Source organism: Streptomyces sp. MI02-7b (assembly GCF_033793585.1).
GTDB lineage: Bacteria > Actinomycetota > Actinomycetes > Streptomycetales > Streptomycetaceae > Actinacidiphila.
The window spans coordinates 208,983-225,513 of sequence record NZ_JARAWX010000014.1; the positions used below are offsets into that span (position 1 = coordinate 208,983).

General features: G+C 72.8%; 11 protein-coding genes. 8 read left to right on the top strand and 3 right to left on the bottom strand.

From position 1 onward, the window contains the following. Positions 1–189: 189 nt before the first annotated feature. The 5 genes from PV364_RS23790 (at position 190) to PV364_RS23810 (ending at position 9,748) form a co-directional block, all read left to right on the top strand. The gene (locus PV364_RS23790; RefSeq protein WP_319662256.1) at positions 190–2,916 is read left to right on the top strand and encodes a LamG-like jellyroll fold domain-containing protein; all 2,727 of its coding nucleotides are present in this window, start codon (positions 190–192) and stop codon (positions 2,914–2,916) included. 129 nt (positions 2,917–3,045) lie between these two features. Then, positions 3,046–5,844, top strand: a complete 2,799-nt coding sequence (locus tag PV364_RS23795) for a LamG-like jellyroll fold domain-containing protein (RefSeq protein ID WP_319662257.1) — start codon at positions 3,046–3,048, stop codon at positions 5,842–5,844. A 108-nt stretch (positions 5,845–5,952) separates the two neighbouring features. Then, complete coding sequence (locus tag PV364_RS23800; RefSeq protein WP_319662259.1) at positions 5,953–8,187, top strand: LamG domain-containing protein; 2,235 nt, start codon at positions 5,953–5,955, stop codon at positions 8,185–8,187. Continuing rightward, on the top strand, positions 8,184–8,915 hold the full coding sequence (locus PV364_RS23805; protein ID WP_319662260.1) for a hypothetical protein: 732 nt from the start codon (positions 8,184–8,186) through the stop codon (positions 8,913–8,915). The genes PV364_RS23800 and PV364_RS23805 overlap by 4 nt, the downstream gene beginning before the upstream one ends. Further along, on the top strand, positions 8,912–9,748 hold the full coding sequence (locus PV364_RS23810) for a glycosyltransferase family 2 protein (RefSeq protein WP_319662261.1): 837 nt from the start codon (positions 8,912–8,914) through the stop codon (positions 9,746–9,748). The genes PV364_RS23805 and PV364_RS23810 overlap by 4 nt, the downstream gene beginning before the upstream one ends. On the opposite strand, the gene PV364_RS23815 is transcribed toward PV364_RS23810, so the two are convergent. Next, positions 9,693–10,856, bottom strand: a complete 1,164-nt coding sequence (locus tag PV364_RS23815; RefSeq protein ID WP_319662262.1) for a glycosyltransferase — start codon at positions 10,854–10,856, stop codon at positions 9,693–9,695. The two genes, PV364_RS23810 and PV364_RS23815, sit on opposite strands and share 56 nt — an antisense overlap. Beyond that, positions 10,853–11,398 carry a WcaF family extracellular polysaccharide biosynthesis acetyltransferase gene (locus PV364_RS23820; RefSeq protein ID WP_319662263.1) on the bottom strand — a complete coding sequence of 182 codons (546 nt, stop codon included), beginning with the start codon at positions 11,396–11,398 and terminating at the stop codon, positions 10,853–10,855. Before PV364_RS23820 ends, PV364_RS23815 begins: the two co-directional genes overlap by 4 nt. A 128-nt stretch (positions 11,399–11,526) precedes the next feature. Between PV364_RS23820 and PV364_RS23825 the strand changes: the two genes are divergently transcribed. Next, positions 11,527–13,017, top strand: a complete 1,491-nt coding sequence (locus PV364_RS23825; RefSeq protein ID WP_319662264.1) for a hypothetical protein — start codon at positions 11,527–11,529, stop codon at positions 13,015–13,017. An 18-nt stretch (positions 13,018–13,035) separates the two neighbouring features. On the opposite strand, the gene PV364_RS23830 is transcribed toward PV364_RS23825, so the two are convergent. Beyond that, positions 13,036–13,482, bottom strand: a complete 447-nt coding sequence (locus PV364_RS23830; RefSeq protein ID WP_319662265.1) for an adenylyltransferase/cytidyltransferase family protein — start codon at positions 13,480–13,482, stop codon at positions 13,036–13,038. A gap of 166 nt (positions 13,483–13,648) precedes the next feature. Here PV364_RS23830 and PV364_RS23835 point away from each other — a divergent pair, with 166 nt between their 5' ends. Together PV364_RS23835 and PV364_RS23840 are read left to right on the top strand one after the other, a co-directional pair. Then, positions 13,649–14,905, top strand: a complete 1,257-nt coding sequence (locus tag PV364_RS23835; RefSeq protein WP_319662284.1) for a glycosyltransferase family 4 protein — start codon at positions 13,649–13,651, stop codon at positions 14,903–14,905. Positions 14,906–14,928: 23 nt separating this feature from the next. Then, on the top strand, positions 14,929–16,531 hold a 1,603-nt coding region (locus PV364_RS23840; protein ID WP_319662266.1), incomplete at its 3' end, for a lipopolysaccharide biosynthesis protein.

Sequence of the window (16,531 nt, forward strand, 5' to 3'; positions counted from 1 at the left end):
TCCCGGCGGCTCCGCCGGCGACCCGGCGGACCCCGACCCGCCGGAGGCGTCCGGCAGATGACGTCCGGTCGGGTATTCAGTGAACACAAATTCGTCAAACTTTCTACCGGCCCTGTTCACATACCCCTACGCTGCCGTCCACAGGCGGGCGATTGGGCCGCTTGTGCACGAGTGGGCCTTGGGGGGCACATGCGAAGACTTGGGGCAATAACGGCCGCCGGTGCGCTGGTGGCGGGCGCACTGGCCGGGGCGGGCGCGGCGGTGGCACCCGCCGCCACCGCGCTCACCGCGCCGGTGGCCATGACCGCCGACGATCTGCCGACCTGGCAGACCAACGGCATCGTCTGGGCGATGGCCCAGGCACAGGGCGTCGTCTACGCGGGCGGCACCTTCTCCACCGTCCGCCCGCCGGGCTCCGGGGCGGGCAGCAACGAGCAGCCGGCGGTGAACTTCGCCGCCTTCGACACCGCGACCGGGGCACCGACCGGTTGCCGGCTGTCGTTCACCATCGGCGCGGGCAGCACGGCCACCGTGCGCGCGCTGGCGGTCTCGCCGGACGGCGGGACGCTCTACGCGGGCGGGTACTTCAGCGCCGTCAACGGTGTCCAGGTCAACAGCCTGGCCGCCATCGACACCGCCACCTGCACCCCGATCGCCTCCTTCCACCCGGCGGTCTCCGCGACCGTCCGGGCGCTGGACGCGACCGCGGACACCGTCTACGCGGGCGGCGACTTCACCTCCGTCGCCGGCCAGTCCCGCCGCTACTTCGCGGCGCTGACCTCCTCGGGGTCCCTGACCGCGTGGAACCCGACCGGCGACGAGCCCGGGCGGGCGGTGCAGGTCACCCCGGACGGCGCGAACGTCATGATCGGCGGCGACTTCGACACCATCGGGGGCGCCGACTCGCACGCCCTGGCCGTGGTGGACTCCGCCACCGGAGCGCTGACGAAGGCGTACCCGGTGGGGTTCTTCCCCGCGACCTCGGTCGTCAAGGACATCACCGTCGACGCCACCGGCCTCTACACGGGCAACGAGGGCACCGGCGGCGGGGTCTTCGACGGCCGGACCGCCTTCGAGCTGAGCGACTTCGGCCAGCGCTGGCGGGACAACTGCCTGGGAGCCACCCAGTCGGTCGAGGTCTACCAGTCCGTCCTCTACAGCGGCTCGCACGCGCACGACTGCAGCAGCATGGGCGAGTACCCCGACCAGCGGCGCAAGCACCTGCTGGCCGAGCCCGTCAACGACCCGCACCTGCTCGGCTGGTTCCCCGACACCAATGACGGGCTGGGCGAGGGCATCGGCCCGCGCGTGATGGCCGTCTCGTCGAAGAACAGCACCGACTACCTGTGGGTCGGCGGCGAGTTCACCACCGTCGACGGCAGCCCGCAGCAGGGCCTGACCCGCTTCGCGTCCGGCCCGGACACCGGCAACCCGACCACGCCGGAGGCCGGCGCGGCCAGCCTGTCGGCCGGCAAGGCCAAGGTGACCTGGCAGGCGAGCCTGGACAACGACGACAGCGTGCTGACGTACAAGGTCTACCGGGACGGGGGCGCCACCCCCGTGTACACGACCACCGGCACCTCCCTGCCGTGGGTGCGTCCGCAGCTGAGCTTCACCGACACCGGGCTCACCCCCGGATCGGTGCACAGCTACCGGGTGTCCGCGAGCGACGGCACCAACACCAGCCCGCTGTCCTCCACCGCCACGGTGACCGTGGCATCGGGCAGCAACAGCTACGCGGCGGCGGTGCTGGACGACGGCGCCACCCTGTACTGGCGCTACGACGAGGCGGGCGGCACCTACGCCGCCGACGCCTCCAGCACGGACGACAACGGCGACTACGTCGGCGGGCCGTCCTACCGGCAGACCCCGGCCGCGGTGACCGGGCCCAGCACCGCGATCGGCTTCAACGGCTCCAACCAGTGGGTCTACAGCGACCGCAGCCACGGCCGGCCGGCCACCTTCAGCGTGGAGACCTGGTTCAGGACCACCACGACGGCGGGCGGCAAGATCGTCGGCTTCGGCAACTCGACGACCGGCACCAGCGGTCAGTACGACAAGCACGTCTACATGACCAACGACGGCCGGCTGGTCTTCGGCGTCTACACCGGTGCCACCAACACCATCACCAGCAGCACGTCCTACAACGACGGCACCTGGCACCACGTGGTGGCCACCCAGGACGGCGGCGGCATGAAGCTCTACGTCGACGGCGCCCTGACCGGCACCAACCCGCAGACCAGTAACGAGAACTACACCGGTTACTGGCGCGCGGGCGGGGACAACCTCAACGGCTGGCCCCTGCAACCGTCCAGCAACTACTTCAACGGGCAGATCGACGAGACGGCGGTCTACCCGGCGGCGCTCACCGCCGCCCAGGTCGCGCACCACTACGACCTGGCCAGCGCGCCCGCCGACACGGTGACCACGCTGACCGCGGCCGAGGACACGTACGTCAACGCCGGGGCGCCGTCCACCAACTACGGCACCTCCGGGTCGCTCGCCGTGCGCGGCAGCTCGGCGTACCTGACCTACCTGCGCTTCAGCCTGCCGTCGGCCCCGGCCGGCCAGACCCTGAAGAGCGCGGTCCTGCGGCTGACCACCAGCAGCGACCCCACGGCCGGCACCAACGACACCGCCAACGTGGTGCCGGTGACCGGGACGTGGACGGAGACCGGCACCACGTACACCAGCCGTCCCGCGCTGTCCCCGACGGTGCTCGGCAGCCTGACCGGTGCCACGGCCGTCTCCACGGCCTACACGGTGCCGCTGGACGCCGCACAGCTCAGCGGGTCGCTCGGCGGCTCGTACGGCATGGCGGTGACCAGCACCGGGACCGACGCGCTGTGGCTGTGGTCGCGTCAGGCGCCGTCCTCCGCGAACACCCCGAAGCTGGTGCTCACCTTCGGGTCCTAGCAGGGCATTCCGGAGACCCCGGCGGAAAGTACGCGTCGGGGTCTCCTCCGGGCCGCCTGTCACGGCGTACGCTGCCGTGCCAGGCGGTTCGTTTCTGCGCCGCCGGGGGTCGCGAGGGCTGGGGGGCTCATGCGCACTGCGGGAACTGCCGAAACGACCAGCACGACCAGCGCGGCGAGAACGGCGAGAACGGCGAGAACGCTGTCGGCCGCGCTCGCACTGACGGCGGCGTCGCTCGCCGGGGCGGCGGTCGCGACCGCGCCGCCCGCCGCGGCCCTCACAGCGCCGGTCGCGATGACCGCCGACCCGCTGCCCACCTGGCAGACCAACGGCGTGGTGTGGGCGATGGCCCAGCAGGGTGGCACCGTCTTCGCCGGCGGCACGTTCTCCGTCATCCGCTCCTCCGGCGCGGGCACGACCACGCAGCCCGCCGTCAACTTCGCCGCGTTCGACGCGGCGACCGGCGCGCCCACCGGCTGCCGGCTCTCCTTCACCATCGGCTCGGGCACCGCGACCGTGCGCGCCCTGGAGGTCTCGCCGGACGGGCGGACGCTCTACGCGGGCGGCTGGTTCAACGCCGTCAACGGCGTCACCGTCAGCAGCCTGGCCGCGATCGACATCGCCACCTGCACCCCGGTCGCCTCCTTCCGGCCGACGTTCTCGGCGACGGTGCGGGCGCTGGCGGTCACCGGGGACACGGTCTACGCGGGCGGCGACTTCACCTCCGTCGCCGGCCAGTCCCGACCGCGTTTCGCCGCCCTGTCCGCAGCCGGGGCGCTGCGCGCCTGGAACCCGGACGCCGACAAGCCCGGCCGGGCGATCCAGCTCACCCCGGACGGCGCGCACGCCGTCATCGGCGGCGACTTCGACACCGTCGGCGGCACCGGCTCGCACGCGCTGGCCGTGGTCGACACCGCGGGCGGCGCCCTGACCCGGGCCTACCCGGTGGGCTTCATACCGCCCACGTCGGTGGTCAAGGACCTCACCGCCGACGCCACGGCGGTCTTCACCGCCAACGAGGGCACCGGCGGCGGGGTCTTCGACGGCCGCATCGCCCTGAACACCACCGACTTCGGGCAGCGCTGGCGGGACAACTGCCTGGGCGCCACCCAGTCCGTCGTCGTGTACCGCACGGTGCTCTACAGCGGCTCGCACGCGCACGACTGCAGCAGCATGGGCGAGTACCCCAACCAGCGGCGCAAGCACCTGCTGGCCGAGTCGGTGGACGACCCGACGCTGCTGCCCTGGTTCCCCGACACCAACGACGGCATCGGCGAGGGCCTGGGGCCGCGGGTGATGACGGTGGCCTCATCCGGCGGCACCGACTACCTGTGGGTGGGCGGCGAGTTCACCACCGTCGCCGGGGCGGCCCAGCAGGGTCTGACCCGCTTCGCCTCCGGCCCCGACACCGGGGCGCCGAGCGTGCCCGAGGTGAACGTCTCCAGCGTGCGGGCCGGCGAGGTCGCGGTGCGCTGGCGGTCCGGCCTGGACCTGGACGACGGGCCGCTGACGTACCGCGTCTACCGCAACGGGTCGAGCACTCCGGTGTACACCACGACCGGCCCCTCGCTGCCCTGGTCGCGCCCGCAGCTCACCTTCACCGACACCTCGGTCACCCCGGGCACCACGTACTCCTACCGGGTCAGCGCGAGCGACGGCACGAACACCAGCGCCCAGTCCGCCGCTCAGTCGGTGACGGCGGCAGGCGGCACGCAGGCCTACCCGGCGCGGGTGGTCGCCGACGGCGCGACGCTGTACTGGCGCTACGAGGAGGCCTCCGGCCAGTTCGGCGCCGACTCCTCGCCGGGCGACGACAACGCGGTCTACCTCAACGGCCCGCTGTACCGGCAGGCCCCGGGCGCGGTGCCCGGCGGCGGCACGGCCATGGGCTTCAACGGGACCAACGACTACGCCTACAGCGACGCCCGGCACCCGCGCCCGGCCGCGTACAGCATCGAGACCTGGTTCCGGACCACGACCACCTCCGGCGGCAAGCTGATCGGCTTCGGCGACCGGAACGTGGACGACAACCTCAGCGCCAGCTACGACAAGCACCTCTACATGACCAACAACGGCCGGCTGGTCTTCGGCGTCTACAACGGCGGCACCCGCACGGTCACCACCACCGCCGCCTACAACGACGGCGCCTGGCACCACGTGGTGGCCACCCAGGGCGGCGGCGGCATGCGGCTGTACGTCGACGGGGCCCCGGCGGGCAGCGGCACGACCACCACCAGCCAGGACTACGCGGGCTACTGGCGGATCGGCGGCGACAACCTCAGCGGCTGGCCCGAGCAGCCGGCGAGCAACTTCTTCGCCGGACAGCTGGACGAGACCGCCGTGTACCCGCTCGTGCTGACCGCCGCCCAAGTCGCCGAGCACCACGCCCTGGGCACCGGTGGCGGCGGCACACCGCCGCCGCAGGACACCCAGGTCACCGTGGCAGCCGACGCCGACACCTACGTCAACGCCGGGGCGCCCTCCACCAATTACGGCACCTCCGGGTCGCTGGCCGTGCGCGGCGGCTCGGCGTACGTCACCTACCTGCGCTTCGCACTGCCGTCCGCGCCCGCCGGCACGGTGCTGAAGTCCGCGACGCTGCGGGTGCGCACCAACTCCGACCCCACCGCGGGCTCCGCCGACAGCCAGAACGTCGTCCCGGTCACCGGGGCCTGGACCGAGACCGGCGCGACGTACGGCAACCGCCCGGCCCTGTCCTCCACCGTGCTGGGCACGCTGAGCGGCGCGACCGCCTCCCAGACCACGTACACGGCGGCGCTGAGTCCCTCGGGGCCGAGCGGGGCGCTGGGCGGCTCCTACGACCTCGCGCTCACCGGCGCGGGCACGGACGCCTTGTGGCTGTGGTCGAGCGAGGCCGCGGGCACCGGGAACCACCCGGAACTCGTTCTGACGTTCGGCGCACCTTAGTGCTCACTTTTTCTTCAAAGCACGTCCATCGGACGTATGCCACGCCCTACCCTGCGGTGCACGGGCACCGCAGGGGGCGCCCGGGCTCTGGGGGCCTTTGGGGGGCACATGAGAAAGCGCAAGCTCAGATCCATATCCGCCGCCTTGACCGTGGCGGCGGGCTCGCTGGCGGCCGGCGCGGTGGCACCGCAGCCGGCCGGCGCGCTGACCGCGCCGGTGGCGATCACCGCCGACAACCTGCCGACCTGGCAGACCAACGGCATCGTCTTCGCGATGGCACAGGCGAACGGGACCGTCTTCGCGGGCGGCACCTTCTCGTCGGTGCGGCCGTCGGGGGAGGCGGCGGGGGGCGCCGGTGAGCAGGAGGCGGTCAACTTCGCCGCCTTCGACGCGGCGACCGGCGCGCCGACGGACTGCAAGCTGTCCTTCACCGTCGGCTCGGGTACCGCGACCGTCAGGGCGCTGGCCGTCTCGCCGGACGGCACGACCCTGTACGCGGGCGGCTTCTTCGGGGCGGTCAACGGGACGCCGGTGAGCAGCCTGGCCGCGATCGACATCGCGACCTGCGCCGTGAAGTCCGGGTTCGGGGTGTCGGTCAACGCCACCGTGCGCGCCCTGGCCGTCAGCGGCGACACCGTCTACCTGGGCGGCGACTTCTCCTCCGTCGGCGGCCAGCCCCGCAGCGACTTCGCGGCCGTGAGCACCTCCGGCGCCGTCACCCCCTTCACCGCCGACGGCGACGCGCCCGGCCGCGCGCTCGCGCTCACCCCGGACGGGAGCAAGGCGATCCTGGGCGGCGACTTCGACCGGGTCAACGGGACCGCCTCGCACGCGCTGGCCGTCGTGGACGCCGGCACCGGCGCGGTGGTCAAGGGCTACGGCTCCTCCTTCATCCCGTCGACCTCGGTCGTCAAGGACATCGCCACCGACGCGACCGGCTTCTACACCGGCAACGAGGGCACCGGCGGCGGCGTGTTCGACGGCCGTATCGCGATCAACCTCAGCGACCTCAACCAGCGCTGGCGGGACACCTGCCTGGGAGCCACCCAGTCGGTCGAGGTCTACAAGACCGTGCTGTACAGCGGCTCGCACGCGCACGACTGCAGCACCATGAACGAGTACCCCAACCAGCGGCGCAAGCACCTGCTCGCGCAGGGCGTCGACAACCCGGCGAAGCTGGGCTGGTTCCCCGACACCAACGACGGCCTGGGCGAGGGCATCGGCCCGCGCGCCATGAGCCTGGCCTCCTCCGGCGGCACCGACTACCTGTGGGTGGGCGGTGAGTTCACCACGGTCAACGGGGTGGCCCAGCAGGGCCTGACCCGCTTCGCCTCCGGTCCCGACACGGGGGTCCCGACGACGCCGAACGTCAGCGTCTCCAGCGTGACGCCGGGTTCGGTCGCGGTGCGCGTGCAGACCAGCCTGGACCTCGACGACAGCTCGCTGACCTACCGCGTGTACAAGAACGGCGGCGCGACGCCGGTGTACACCACGACCGCGTCGTCGCTCCCGTGGGTCCGCCCGCAGTTCACCTGGACCGACACCGACGTGACCGCGGGCGCCACGTACACCTACCGCGTGACCGCGAGCGACGGCACCAACACCACCGTCAAGTCCCCGACCCAGACGGTGACCGCGGCGACCGTACCCGAGGCCTACCCGACCCAGGTCCTCGCCGACGGCGCGACGCTGTACTGGCGCTACAACGAGACCGCCAACACCTTCGTCGCCGACAACTCCCCGGCGGACGACGGCGGCAACCACGTCGGCGGCCCGACCCGCGGCGTCAGCCCGGGCGCGCTGACCGGTTCGGCCAGTACGGCCGTGACGTACAACGGCACGACGCAGTGGTCGTACAGCGACGCCAAGCACAGCCGGCCGTCCTCGTACAGCATCGAGACCTGGTTCAGAACGACGACCACCGCCGGCGGGAAGCTCGTCGGCTTCGGCGACCGGACCTCCGAGATCAGCGCCACCACGGACAAGCACGTCTACATGACCAACGCGGGCCGGCTGATCTTCGGTGTGCGCAGCGGCAGCAACCGCACCGTCACCACCTCCGCGGCCTACAACGACGGCCAGTGGCACCACGTCGTCGCCACGCAGGGCTCGACGGGGATGCGGCTGTTCGTCGACGGCGCGCTGCAGGCATCCAGTCCGTTCACCACCGGGGGCACCGACTACACCGGCTACTGGCACGTCGGCGGGGACAATCTGTCGGGCTGGACCAGCCGCCCGACCAGCAACTACTTCGCCGGCTCCCTCGACGAGACCGCGATCTACCCGAGCGTCCTGTCGCCCGCGCAGATCGCCCTTCACTACTCCCTGGGGACGAACGGATGACCCGTACGCACCGCCGGGTCCGCCTCGCCGCCGCCGTCCTCGTGACGGCGGCGGCGGTGCTGCTCACCGGCTGCTCCAGCGGTTCGGACGGCCCCGGCGGGTCCGGCGGCTCCGGCACGAAGGACGCCGCGCGGGGCGGATCCGCCCCCGCCGCGACCGCACCCGCCACGGCGTCCACCGGGTCCGCCGGTGCCACCTCCGCGCCCTCCGCGCCGGCGGACCCCGCCTCCGACGCCGTCCCCAGCGGGCCCAAGGTCCCCCAGGGCGAACTGACCCCGGTCACCGGCTCCTTCACCAAGAAGGAGAAGGCCTATCTGACCGGCCGGGTTCCCAAGGGCACCGATCCGGCGGCCGTGCTCCAGCTCGGCCAGGAGACCTGCGACCGCATCGCCTCGGTCGCCCGGATCGACCGGGACGCCGCCATCGGCGGCATCATCACCGGCCAGATCGGCGGCGCCAACGGCGCGGTCACCCATCTGTGCCCGAAGCAGGAGGACATCCTGCGGGCCGCCGAGACCGGCTTCGCCGACGGCTCCTACACCGTCGGCGCCAAGGCGAAGGCGGGCAGCGTCATCACGCCCGGCACCTACCGCGCCCTGACCCCCACCAAGGACTGCACGTGGACGGTGGGGACGAAGTCCGGCACCGCCCGCAAGGTCACCGTCACCGCCGCCGCCAGGACCTTCGGCTCCCGCGGCTGCTTCGCGTGGGCGAAGGAGGACCGATGACCGAACTCGTCAGCAGGCTGCCCGTGGTGGTGGCGATCCCCACCAAGAACGAGGCCGAGAACATCGCCACGACCGTCGACGCGGTCGCCGGCCACTTCGAGGCGGTCGTGGTCGTCGACTCCGGCAGCACCGACGACACGCAGGCGATCGCCGTGGCGCACGGCGCCGAGGTCGTCCCGTACACCTGGGACGGCGGCTACCCGAAGAAGAAGCAGTGGTGCCTGGAGAACGTGTACCCGGACGTGCCCTGGCTGCTCTTCCTGGACGGCGACGAGGTGCCGACGCCGGAGCTCATCGCCGAGCTGCGGGAGCTCTTCGCCCGGCCGGTCACGGCGGCCGCCTTCGACATCCCGCTGCTGTACTGGTTCGCCGGACGCCCGCTGCGGCGCGGCCACACCGTGGTCAAGCGCTCGCTGCTGGACCGCACCCGGGTCTCCTACCCCGAGGTCGACGACCTGGCCGCGCCCGGCATGGGCGAGCAGGAGGGCCACTACCAGCCGACGGCGGACGGCCCGGTCGGGCGGCTGCGGGGGCGCATCGAGCACCGCGACCTGGACCCGGTGCGCACCTGGTTCGACCGGCACAACCGCTACTCCGACTGGGAGGCGTGGCTGGAGCACCACCCGGGCGCCAAGGAGCAGGTGCGCGGGCTGAAGACCCGGCAGGGTCGGCTGTTCCAGAAGGTGCCGTTCAAGCCGCTGCTCTTCTTCGGCTACACCTACGTCGCCCGACGGGGCTTCCTCGACGGCCGCGCCGGGTTCGACTACGCGCTGGCGCTCAGTTTCTACCGCTGGCAGATCGGGCTGAAGACGCGCGAGCGGGCGCCTTCATAGCCGTCTCGTACACCTCCTGGAGGGTGTCGAGCACGGCGTCCAGCGACAGTTCGTCCCTGATGAGGCGCCAGGCGGCCTGCGAGGCCGCCTGGTTGGCCTCCGGCCGGAGCAGGTCCAGGACCGCCGCGCCGACGTCGCCGGGGCGGTGCACGACACGGCCTGCGCCGGCCCGATCGATGTCGGGGGCGAGGCCGTTGGACTCCCGAACGACGACGGGCGTGCCCACCGACATCGACTCCAGAAGCGACATCGCGAACGGCTCGTCCACGGAGGGCAGGACGTAGACGTCGGCGGCGCGGAAGGCCTCCAGCGCCTCGGCGTGGCTGAGCGGCCCGACGTGCCGCACCGCGTCCGTCACGCCGAGCTCGCGGACGGCCTCCAGGGTGCCGGCCAGCTCGCCCGAGTCGGGTCCGGCCAGGACGAAGCGCGCGTCGGGGTACCGCCCCAGCACCTCCGGAATCGCGGCGGCGAAGTCGCGCGGACGCTTGCGGGTCTGGAACCGCGCCAGGTAGAGGACGGTCGGCGGGCCGCTGCGGGTGCGCGGCTGGTGCAGCGCGGTGCCGTTGGGCAGCCGTACGGGACGGGCCGGTCCGCCGGGGCCGGCGACGGCCTCCAGGTCGCCGCGCTCCCACTCGGTGAGGTGCAGGACGGCGTCCGCGCGGCGCAGCAGGCGCTTGGTGGCGAGGGCGTCCAGCACCTTGGCGAGCGGCTTGTCGCTGGGGTCGATCATGCCGTGGGTCTGCAGCACCAGCGGCCGGCCGCACTGGAGCGCCGCCACCGCCACCGGCAGCGTGATCAGGTCGCGCATCAGGTGGACGTGGACGACGTCGGCCGAGCGCACCAGGCGCCGGGCGCCGGCCAGCAGCGAGGGCGAGGTGATCCCGGAGACCTCGAAGCGCGGCAGGACGTGCCGGGCCTGGAAGACCCGCGCGGGCACGCCCTCCACCTCGTCCGGCAGCCGCCCCGGCGGGAACCCGTCGCCCAGGGTGACGAGTTCGGCGTCGACGCCGCGGCCGCGCAGGCCCGCGGCCAGGTTGAGGGCGACCCGGGTGGGACCGCCGAAGGCGTTGGTGGGCGTGTGCAGGGTGACGACGTGCAGGACCTTCACCGTTGCGGCTCCTTGAGCGGGCGCGTGCCGTCGGCCGCGTGCAGGGTGAGCTCGGGCAGGTCCCTGGCGAGCACGGTGCCGGCGGCGACGACCGCGTGCCGGCCGACGGTCACCCCGGCGAGCACGACGGCGCGGGCGGCGACCCAGGCGCCGTCCTCGACGGTGATGGGCGCGTTGCGGTAGCGGAAGTCCACCGCGCGGTGGTCGTGGCTGCCGGTGCAGAGCAGCGCCTCCTGCGAGACGCAGACATGGGCGCCGAGGGTGATGGGCTCCAGGTTGAGCAGCCAGGCGCCCTCGCCGATCCAGGTGTGGTCGCCGACCGTCAGTTTCCAGGGCCACAGCACCCGCACCCGGTGGCGCACGAGCACGCCCTCGCCGATCGTGGCGCCGAAGGCGCGCAGCAGGGCGACCCGCAGCCGCGCCGGGCAGAACCAGGCGGCGAAGACGGTGTTCATCACGGCGAACCACAGGGCCTGGACCACCTTGCCCCGCCCCTTGTCGTACCCGGCCAGTGTGAAGGCCGTCAGATCACGTGCCGTCACGGCGCACCCCCCTGTGTCCCCCGTACCCGTGCCCTCCCCGGCACCGTCCGCACAGATTATCGGCGTACACGGTTGCGGGGCAGCCGGATCTATAGACTGCCCGAGGGGAATCGTTGGGGGGCTGTTGCATGGCGGTTCAGACGCACGAAATCCGGTCACCGGGCCTGCCGCCGGGCAAGGTTGAGGTCCCGGCCGTCTCGCCGCGGGCGCTGCTGTCCCGGGCACTGGCGGTGCCGCTGATCCTCGGTCTGGGACTGTTCCTGCCCGCGCTGGTCGCCGTGCAGCCGGGGCCGGGCGTACGGGACAGCGTCTTCTGGGTGCAGATGGTGCTGACCAGCTATGCGGGCATCCGGCTCGCGGTGATGGCGCTGACCGCCCATCGCAAGCTGATCCAGGGCTCGTTCTGGCTCTTCGTGTACGTGGCGATGGGCGTCGCCCCGCTCGCCCAGGACGTCCTGGACCAGACGCCCACGCCGGTGGTCGGCACCCGGGCGGACCTGCTGGTGGCGGTCGCCCTGGTGCTGATCGGCTGCGCCGCGTTCGACGTGGGCACGCTGCTGTCGCGGCACCGCCCCATCCGGCGGGCCCGGCGGCGGGAGCGCTCGGCGTCCTTCCACCGCAAGCGGGTGTTCCTGCTGGCGGCGGTCGCCTTCGCGGGCAGCGCGCTGCTGGTCGTCAAGCTCGGCGGCCCCGCGGTCTTCTTCAGCAGCCGGCAGGCGATCACCGACACCATCCGCGCCGACGGCGCCGCCTCCGCCGAGTCCAATGTGGGCTCCGCCTTCCTGCGCGGCTTCGGCACCGTGCCGGCGCTGGTGGCCCTGCTGATCTTCACGCGCTGGCTGGTGACCTCGCGGCGGGCCCGGCGCCGGCCGCTGGTCATCGCGACCTGGGGCGCCCTGCTGCTGCTCAACGCGGTGGTGAACAACCCGGTCTCCAACCCGCGTTACTGGTTCCTGACGGTTCTGTTCTCCTTCCTGTTCACGGCCTTCCCGAGAAGCCCCGCGATGTACCGGGCGGCGCTGGCCCTCGGCGTCATCGGCGCCCTGGTGGTCTTCCCCTTCGCCGACCGCTTCCGGTACGACGACGGCGGCTACAAACCGGTGGAGACCACGTCGGTCTTCGAACCGCTCGCCGTCAAGGACTACGACCAGGTGGGCATGTTCGCCAACACCGTCACCTTCGCCGACAGCGGACCCGGCCACTTCTACGGGCGGCAGATCGCGGGTTCCGTGTTCTTCTTCGTGCCGCGCTCGGTGTGGCCGGGCAAACCGCGCGACACCGGCGTCATGATCGGCCAGTGGATGGGCATGAAGAACGTCAACCTCTCCTCCCCCATGTGGGCGGAGCTGTGGATCGACTTCGGCGCCGGGGGCGTCGTCGCGGGCTTCCTGGGCCTGGGCTACCTGTCCGCGCGCGGCGACCGCCTCTATGCCCGGCGGACCGCCGTCGACCGGCGCCCCGGCAATGTCATGGCGATCGTCATCCCGCTGATCGCCGGGTACTCCTTCATCCTGCTGCGCGGCCCGCTGCTGCAGGCCTCGGGCCGCATCGGCGTGGCGCTGATCTGCTTCGCGCTGGTGACCACCCTGCGCTCGGACCCGCGCAGGCTGCTGCGCTGACCGCCGGCCGCGCACCGCCTACTGCGCGGAGGCCCCGGCGGCGGGCGTGGTCAGCGCGTCCAGGGCGCGGCGCAGTTGCGTGCTGGAGGTGTGCACGGTGTACGGGAAGTAGACGACCTCGACGCCGACGGTGGCGAAGTCCCGTTCCAGCCGCAGCCCCTTGTCGGTGCCGCGCCAGTCGTCGCCCTTGAAGATGACATCGAAGCGGACCTGCTGCCAGGTCTCCAGCTTGTCGGGAACGGTCTCGACGAAGGCGGCGTCCACGAAGCGCACGCTGCGGACGATCTCCAGGCGCTCGATGAGCGGCACGACCGGGGTGCGCCCCTTGGCGAGGGCGGCCATCTCGTCGGAGACCACCCCGGCGACGAGGTAGTCGCACTGACTGCGGGCGTGCCGCAGGATGTTCAGATGCCCGACGTGGAACAGGTCGTAGACGCCGGGAGCGTAGCCCACTCGGTGCGACATGTTGTCAATCCCCCCCACAGGAACACAACCTTCTCGCGAGTTGCGGAGTCTCAGACATTAGCGTGAAGGCGGCATGTTTCTCTGGTGAACGGTTAAGGTGAGCATCTGGTCACTTCTGGGGGGAAGGGGTCCGTCCGTGCCCGAGTTCCAGGGCCGCACTCTGCTGCTGGTCTCCACCAACTACGCGCCCGAGCACGCGGGTATCGGCCCGTACGCCACGCAGATCGCCGAGCACTGGGCGGCGCCCGACGGCGGCGGGGCCGAGGTCCATGTGCTCGCCGGGATGCCGCACTACCCGTCGTGGCGGCTCGACCCGGCCTACCGCGGGGTGTGGCGTGCCGAGGAGCACCGCGCGGGCGTCACGGTGCACCGGCGCCGGCACACCGTGCCGCCGCGTCAGACCGCGCTGCGGCGCGGCCTGTTCGAGGCGTCGGTCCTGGCGCACGGCCTGGTGGCGGCACCGCGGATCCGTCCCGACGCGGTGGTGGCGCAGATGCCGAGCCTGGCGGGCGGTGTGATCGGCGCCCGGGTCGCGGCCCGGCACAAGGTGCCGTACATACCCGTGGTGCAGGACCTCATGGGTGCGGCGGCGGCGCAGAGCGGCATCCGCGGCGGGGACCGGGCGGCGGCCGTCGCGGGAGCGGCGGAGGCGTACGCGCTGAAGCGGGCGACGCTGGTCGGCGTCATCCACGAGACCTTCGTCGACAAGGTCGCCGCGATGGGCATCGACCGCGGCCGCATCCGCCTGGTGCCCAACTGGTCGCACGTGGCCCGTCCTTCGCGCCCGCGCGAGGAGACCCGGGCCCGGCTGGGCTGGGCCCCGGAGCGGACGGTGGTGCTGCACTCCGGCAACATGGGGCTCAAGCAGGGCCTGGACGTGCTGGTGGAGGCGGCCCGCCGTGACCCGTCGGTGCGGATCGTGCTCATGGGCGACGGCAACCAGCGCGAACACCTGCGACTGCTGGCCGCGGACGTGCCGAACCTGGAGTTCGCCCCGCCCGCCGGGGACGCGGAGTTCCCCGACGTGCTGGCCGCCGCCGACGTGCTGGCGGTCACGCAGCGCGCCTCGGTGCTGGACATGAGCATCCCCTCCAAGCTCACCTCGTACTTCGCCTCCGGTCGCCCGGTCATCGCCTCCGTCGCCGCCGAGGGGGGCACCGCCCAGGAGGTGGTGCGCTCCGAGGCCGGGCTGCTGGTGGCGCCGGAGGACCCGGAGGCGTTCATGAAGGCGGTCCGGGCACTGGCCCAGGACCCGGAGGCAGCCGACGAACTGGGCGCCCGCGGCCCGGCGTACGTGGCGGCTCATCTCAGCCGCGAAGCGGGACTGTCACGGATGAGCGCGCTGCTCGCCGAGGCACTGGACACAACGACGCGAGGTGCCGATCCTGTGGGGTCGGACGCATGGGGGGTTCCACGCACGTGAGTGATCAACCGCACGGTTCGCAGATGTCCGAGGCACAGGACGAACCCGATCTCCTCCGGGACCAGTTCCGGCAGCTCATCCGCTACCGCGCGCTGCTCGTGGCGGGTGTGCTGCTCGGCCTGCTGGGCGGCGGCTACCTGGCGCTGACCGGCAGCGACAGCTACGTGGCCACCAGCGAGGTGGTGCTGCGCGCCGCCACGACCGACCCGTTCGCCGCGGGTGCGTCCTCGCCCGACAAGTCGATCAACATCGGCTCGGAGCGGCAGACCGCGATGAGCAACGAGATCGCCAAGCGCGCCGCCAAGCGGCTCGGGCTGTCCTCGCGGGCGGTGCCCGAGCTCCAGTCCGACCTGCAGGTCACCAACCCGCCCAACACCGTGGTGCTGCGCTTCGCGTACACCTGGACCGACGCGGACGAGGCGGCCCGCCGCGCCAACGCCCTGGCCACGGCCTTCATGGACGCGCGCAAGGAGAGCACCGAGAACACCATCAAGAACACCGTGCACGGCCTGCAGAAGCAGCTCGACCCGGTCGTCAAGCAGCGCAAGGAGCTCGACGCCCAGATCGCCGGCCTCGGCGAGGGACCCACCCTGGACGCGGCCACCACCGTGCAGGCCACGCTCGTCGGCCGTATCTCCGAACTCAGCAGCCGCATCACCGAGTTGCAGTCACTGGACACCACCCCCGGCAGCTGGAACCGCGTCGCGACCCCGCCGGACGCGCCCTCCGGCCCCGGACTGGCGATGATGCTCGGGCTCGGCGCGCTCGTCGGCGTCGCCGTCGGCCTGCTCGCCGCCTGGGTACGGCTGGTCTTCGACCCCACCGCGCGTTCCGAGGGCGACGTGGTGCGGGCGCTGCGCGCGCCCGTGCTGGGCACGCTGCCGCGCACCAGGAGCGGCCCGCTGCTCGCCGTCGACCACGCCGACCCGCGCCTGGCCGAGGAGTACCGCTCCGTCGCCTTCCGGCTCGCCTACGACCAGCGCTTCGCCGACCGGCGGCGGCTGCTGGTGGTCGCCCCGCGCGGCACCGGGGACACGGCCGCCGCGGTGGCGGTCAACCTGGCCGCGTCCTTCGCCGAGATGGGCATGGACGTCCTGCTGGTCGAGGCCGACCTGCGCACCCCCGGACTGTCGGCGCGGCTGCGCGCGGCGGACGGCTCCCGGCCCGGCTGGGCGCGCTCCCCGCAGCTCAGCGAGGGCGGCTGGCCGGCCGGCATCCAGGTGCCCGTCGACGCGGGCGAGTCCGGCTCCTTCGACCTCGTGCCGGGACGCCGGGTGCGCAATGTGGCCCGCGCGCTCACCTCGGCCGCTGCCGGGCGGCTGTTCGCGGAGGCCGACGAGCCGGGGTCGGCCGTCGTCGTCCTGGCCCCGGCGGTCCTGACGTACGCGGACGCGCTGGCGCTGGCCGACCGCATCGACGGCGTCCTGGTCGTCGCCGACCCGCACGCGGTGCACCGCGCCGACCTGGACCGGGTAAGGCAGCTGATCAGCGGCGCGGGCAGCACCGTGCTCGGCTCCGTGCTGCACAGCTCGCCGGGCGGCCGCTGGTGGTCACGGCGGCGGCTCGCCCGGCGCAACCGCAAGGCCGCCGCGCCGCGCGCCGCGGCGGCGGCGGGCGCGGGTGCCA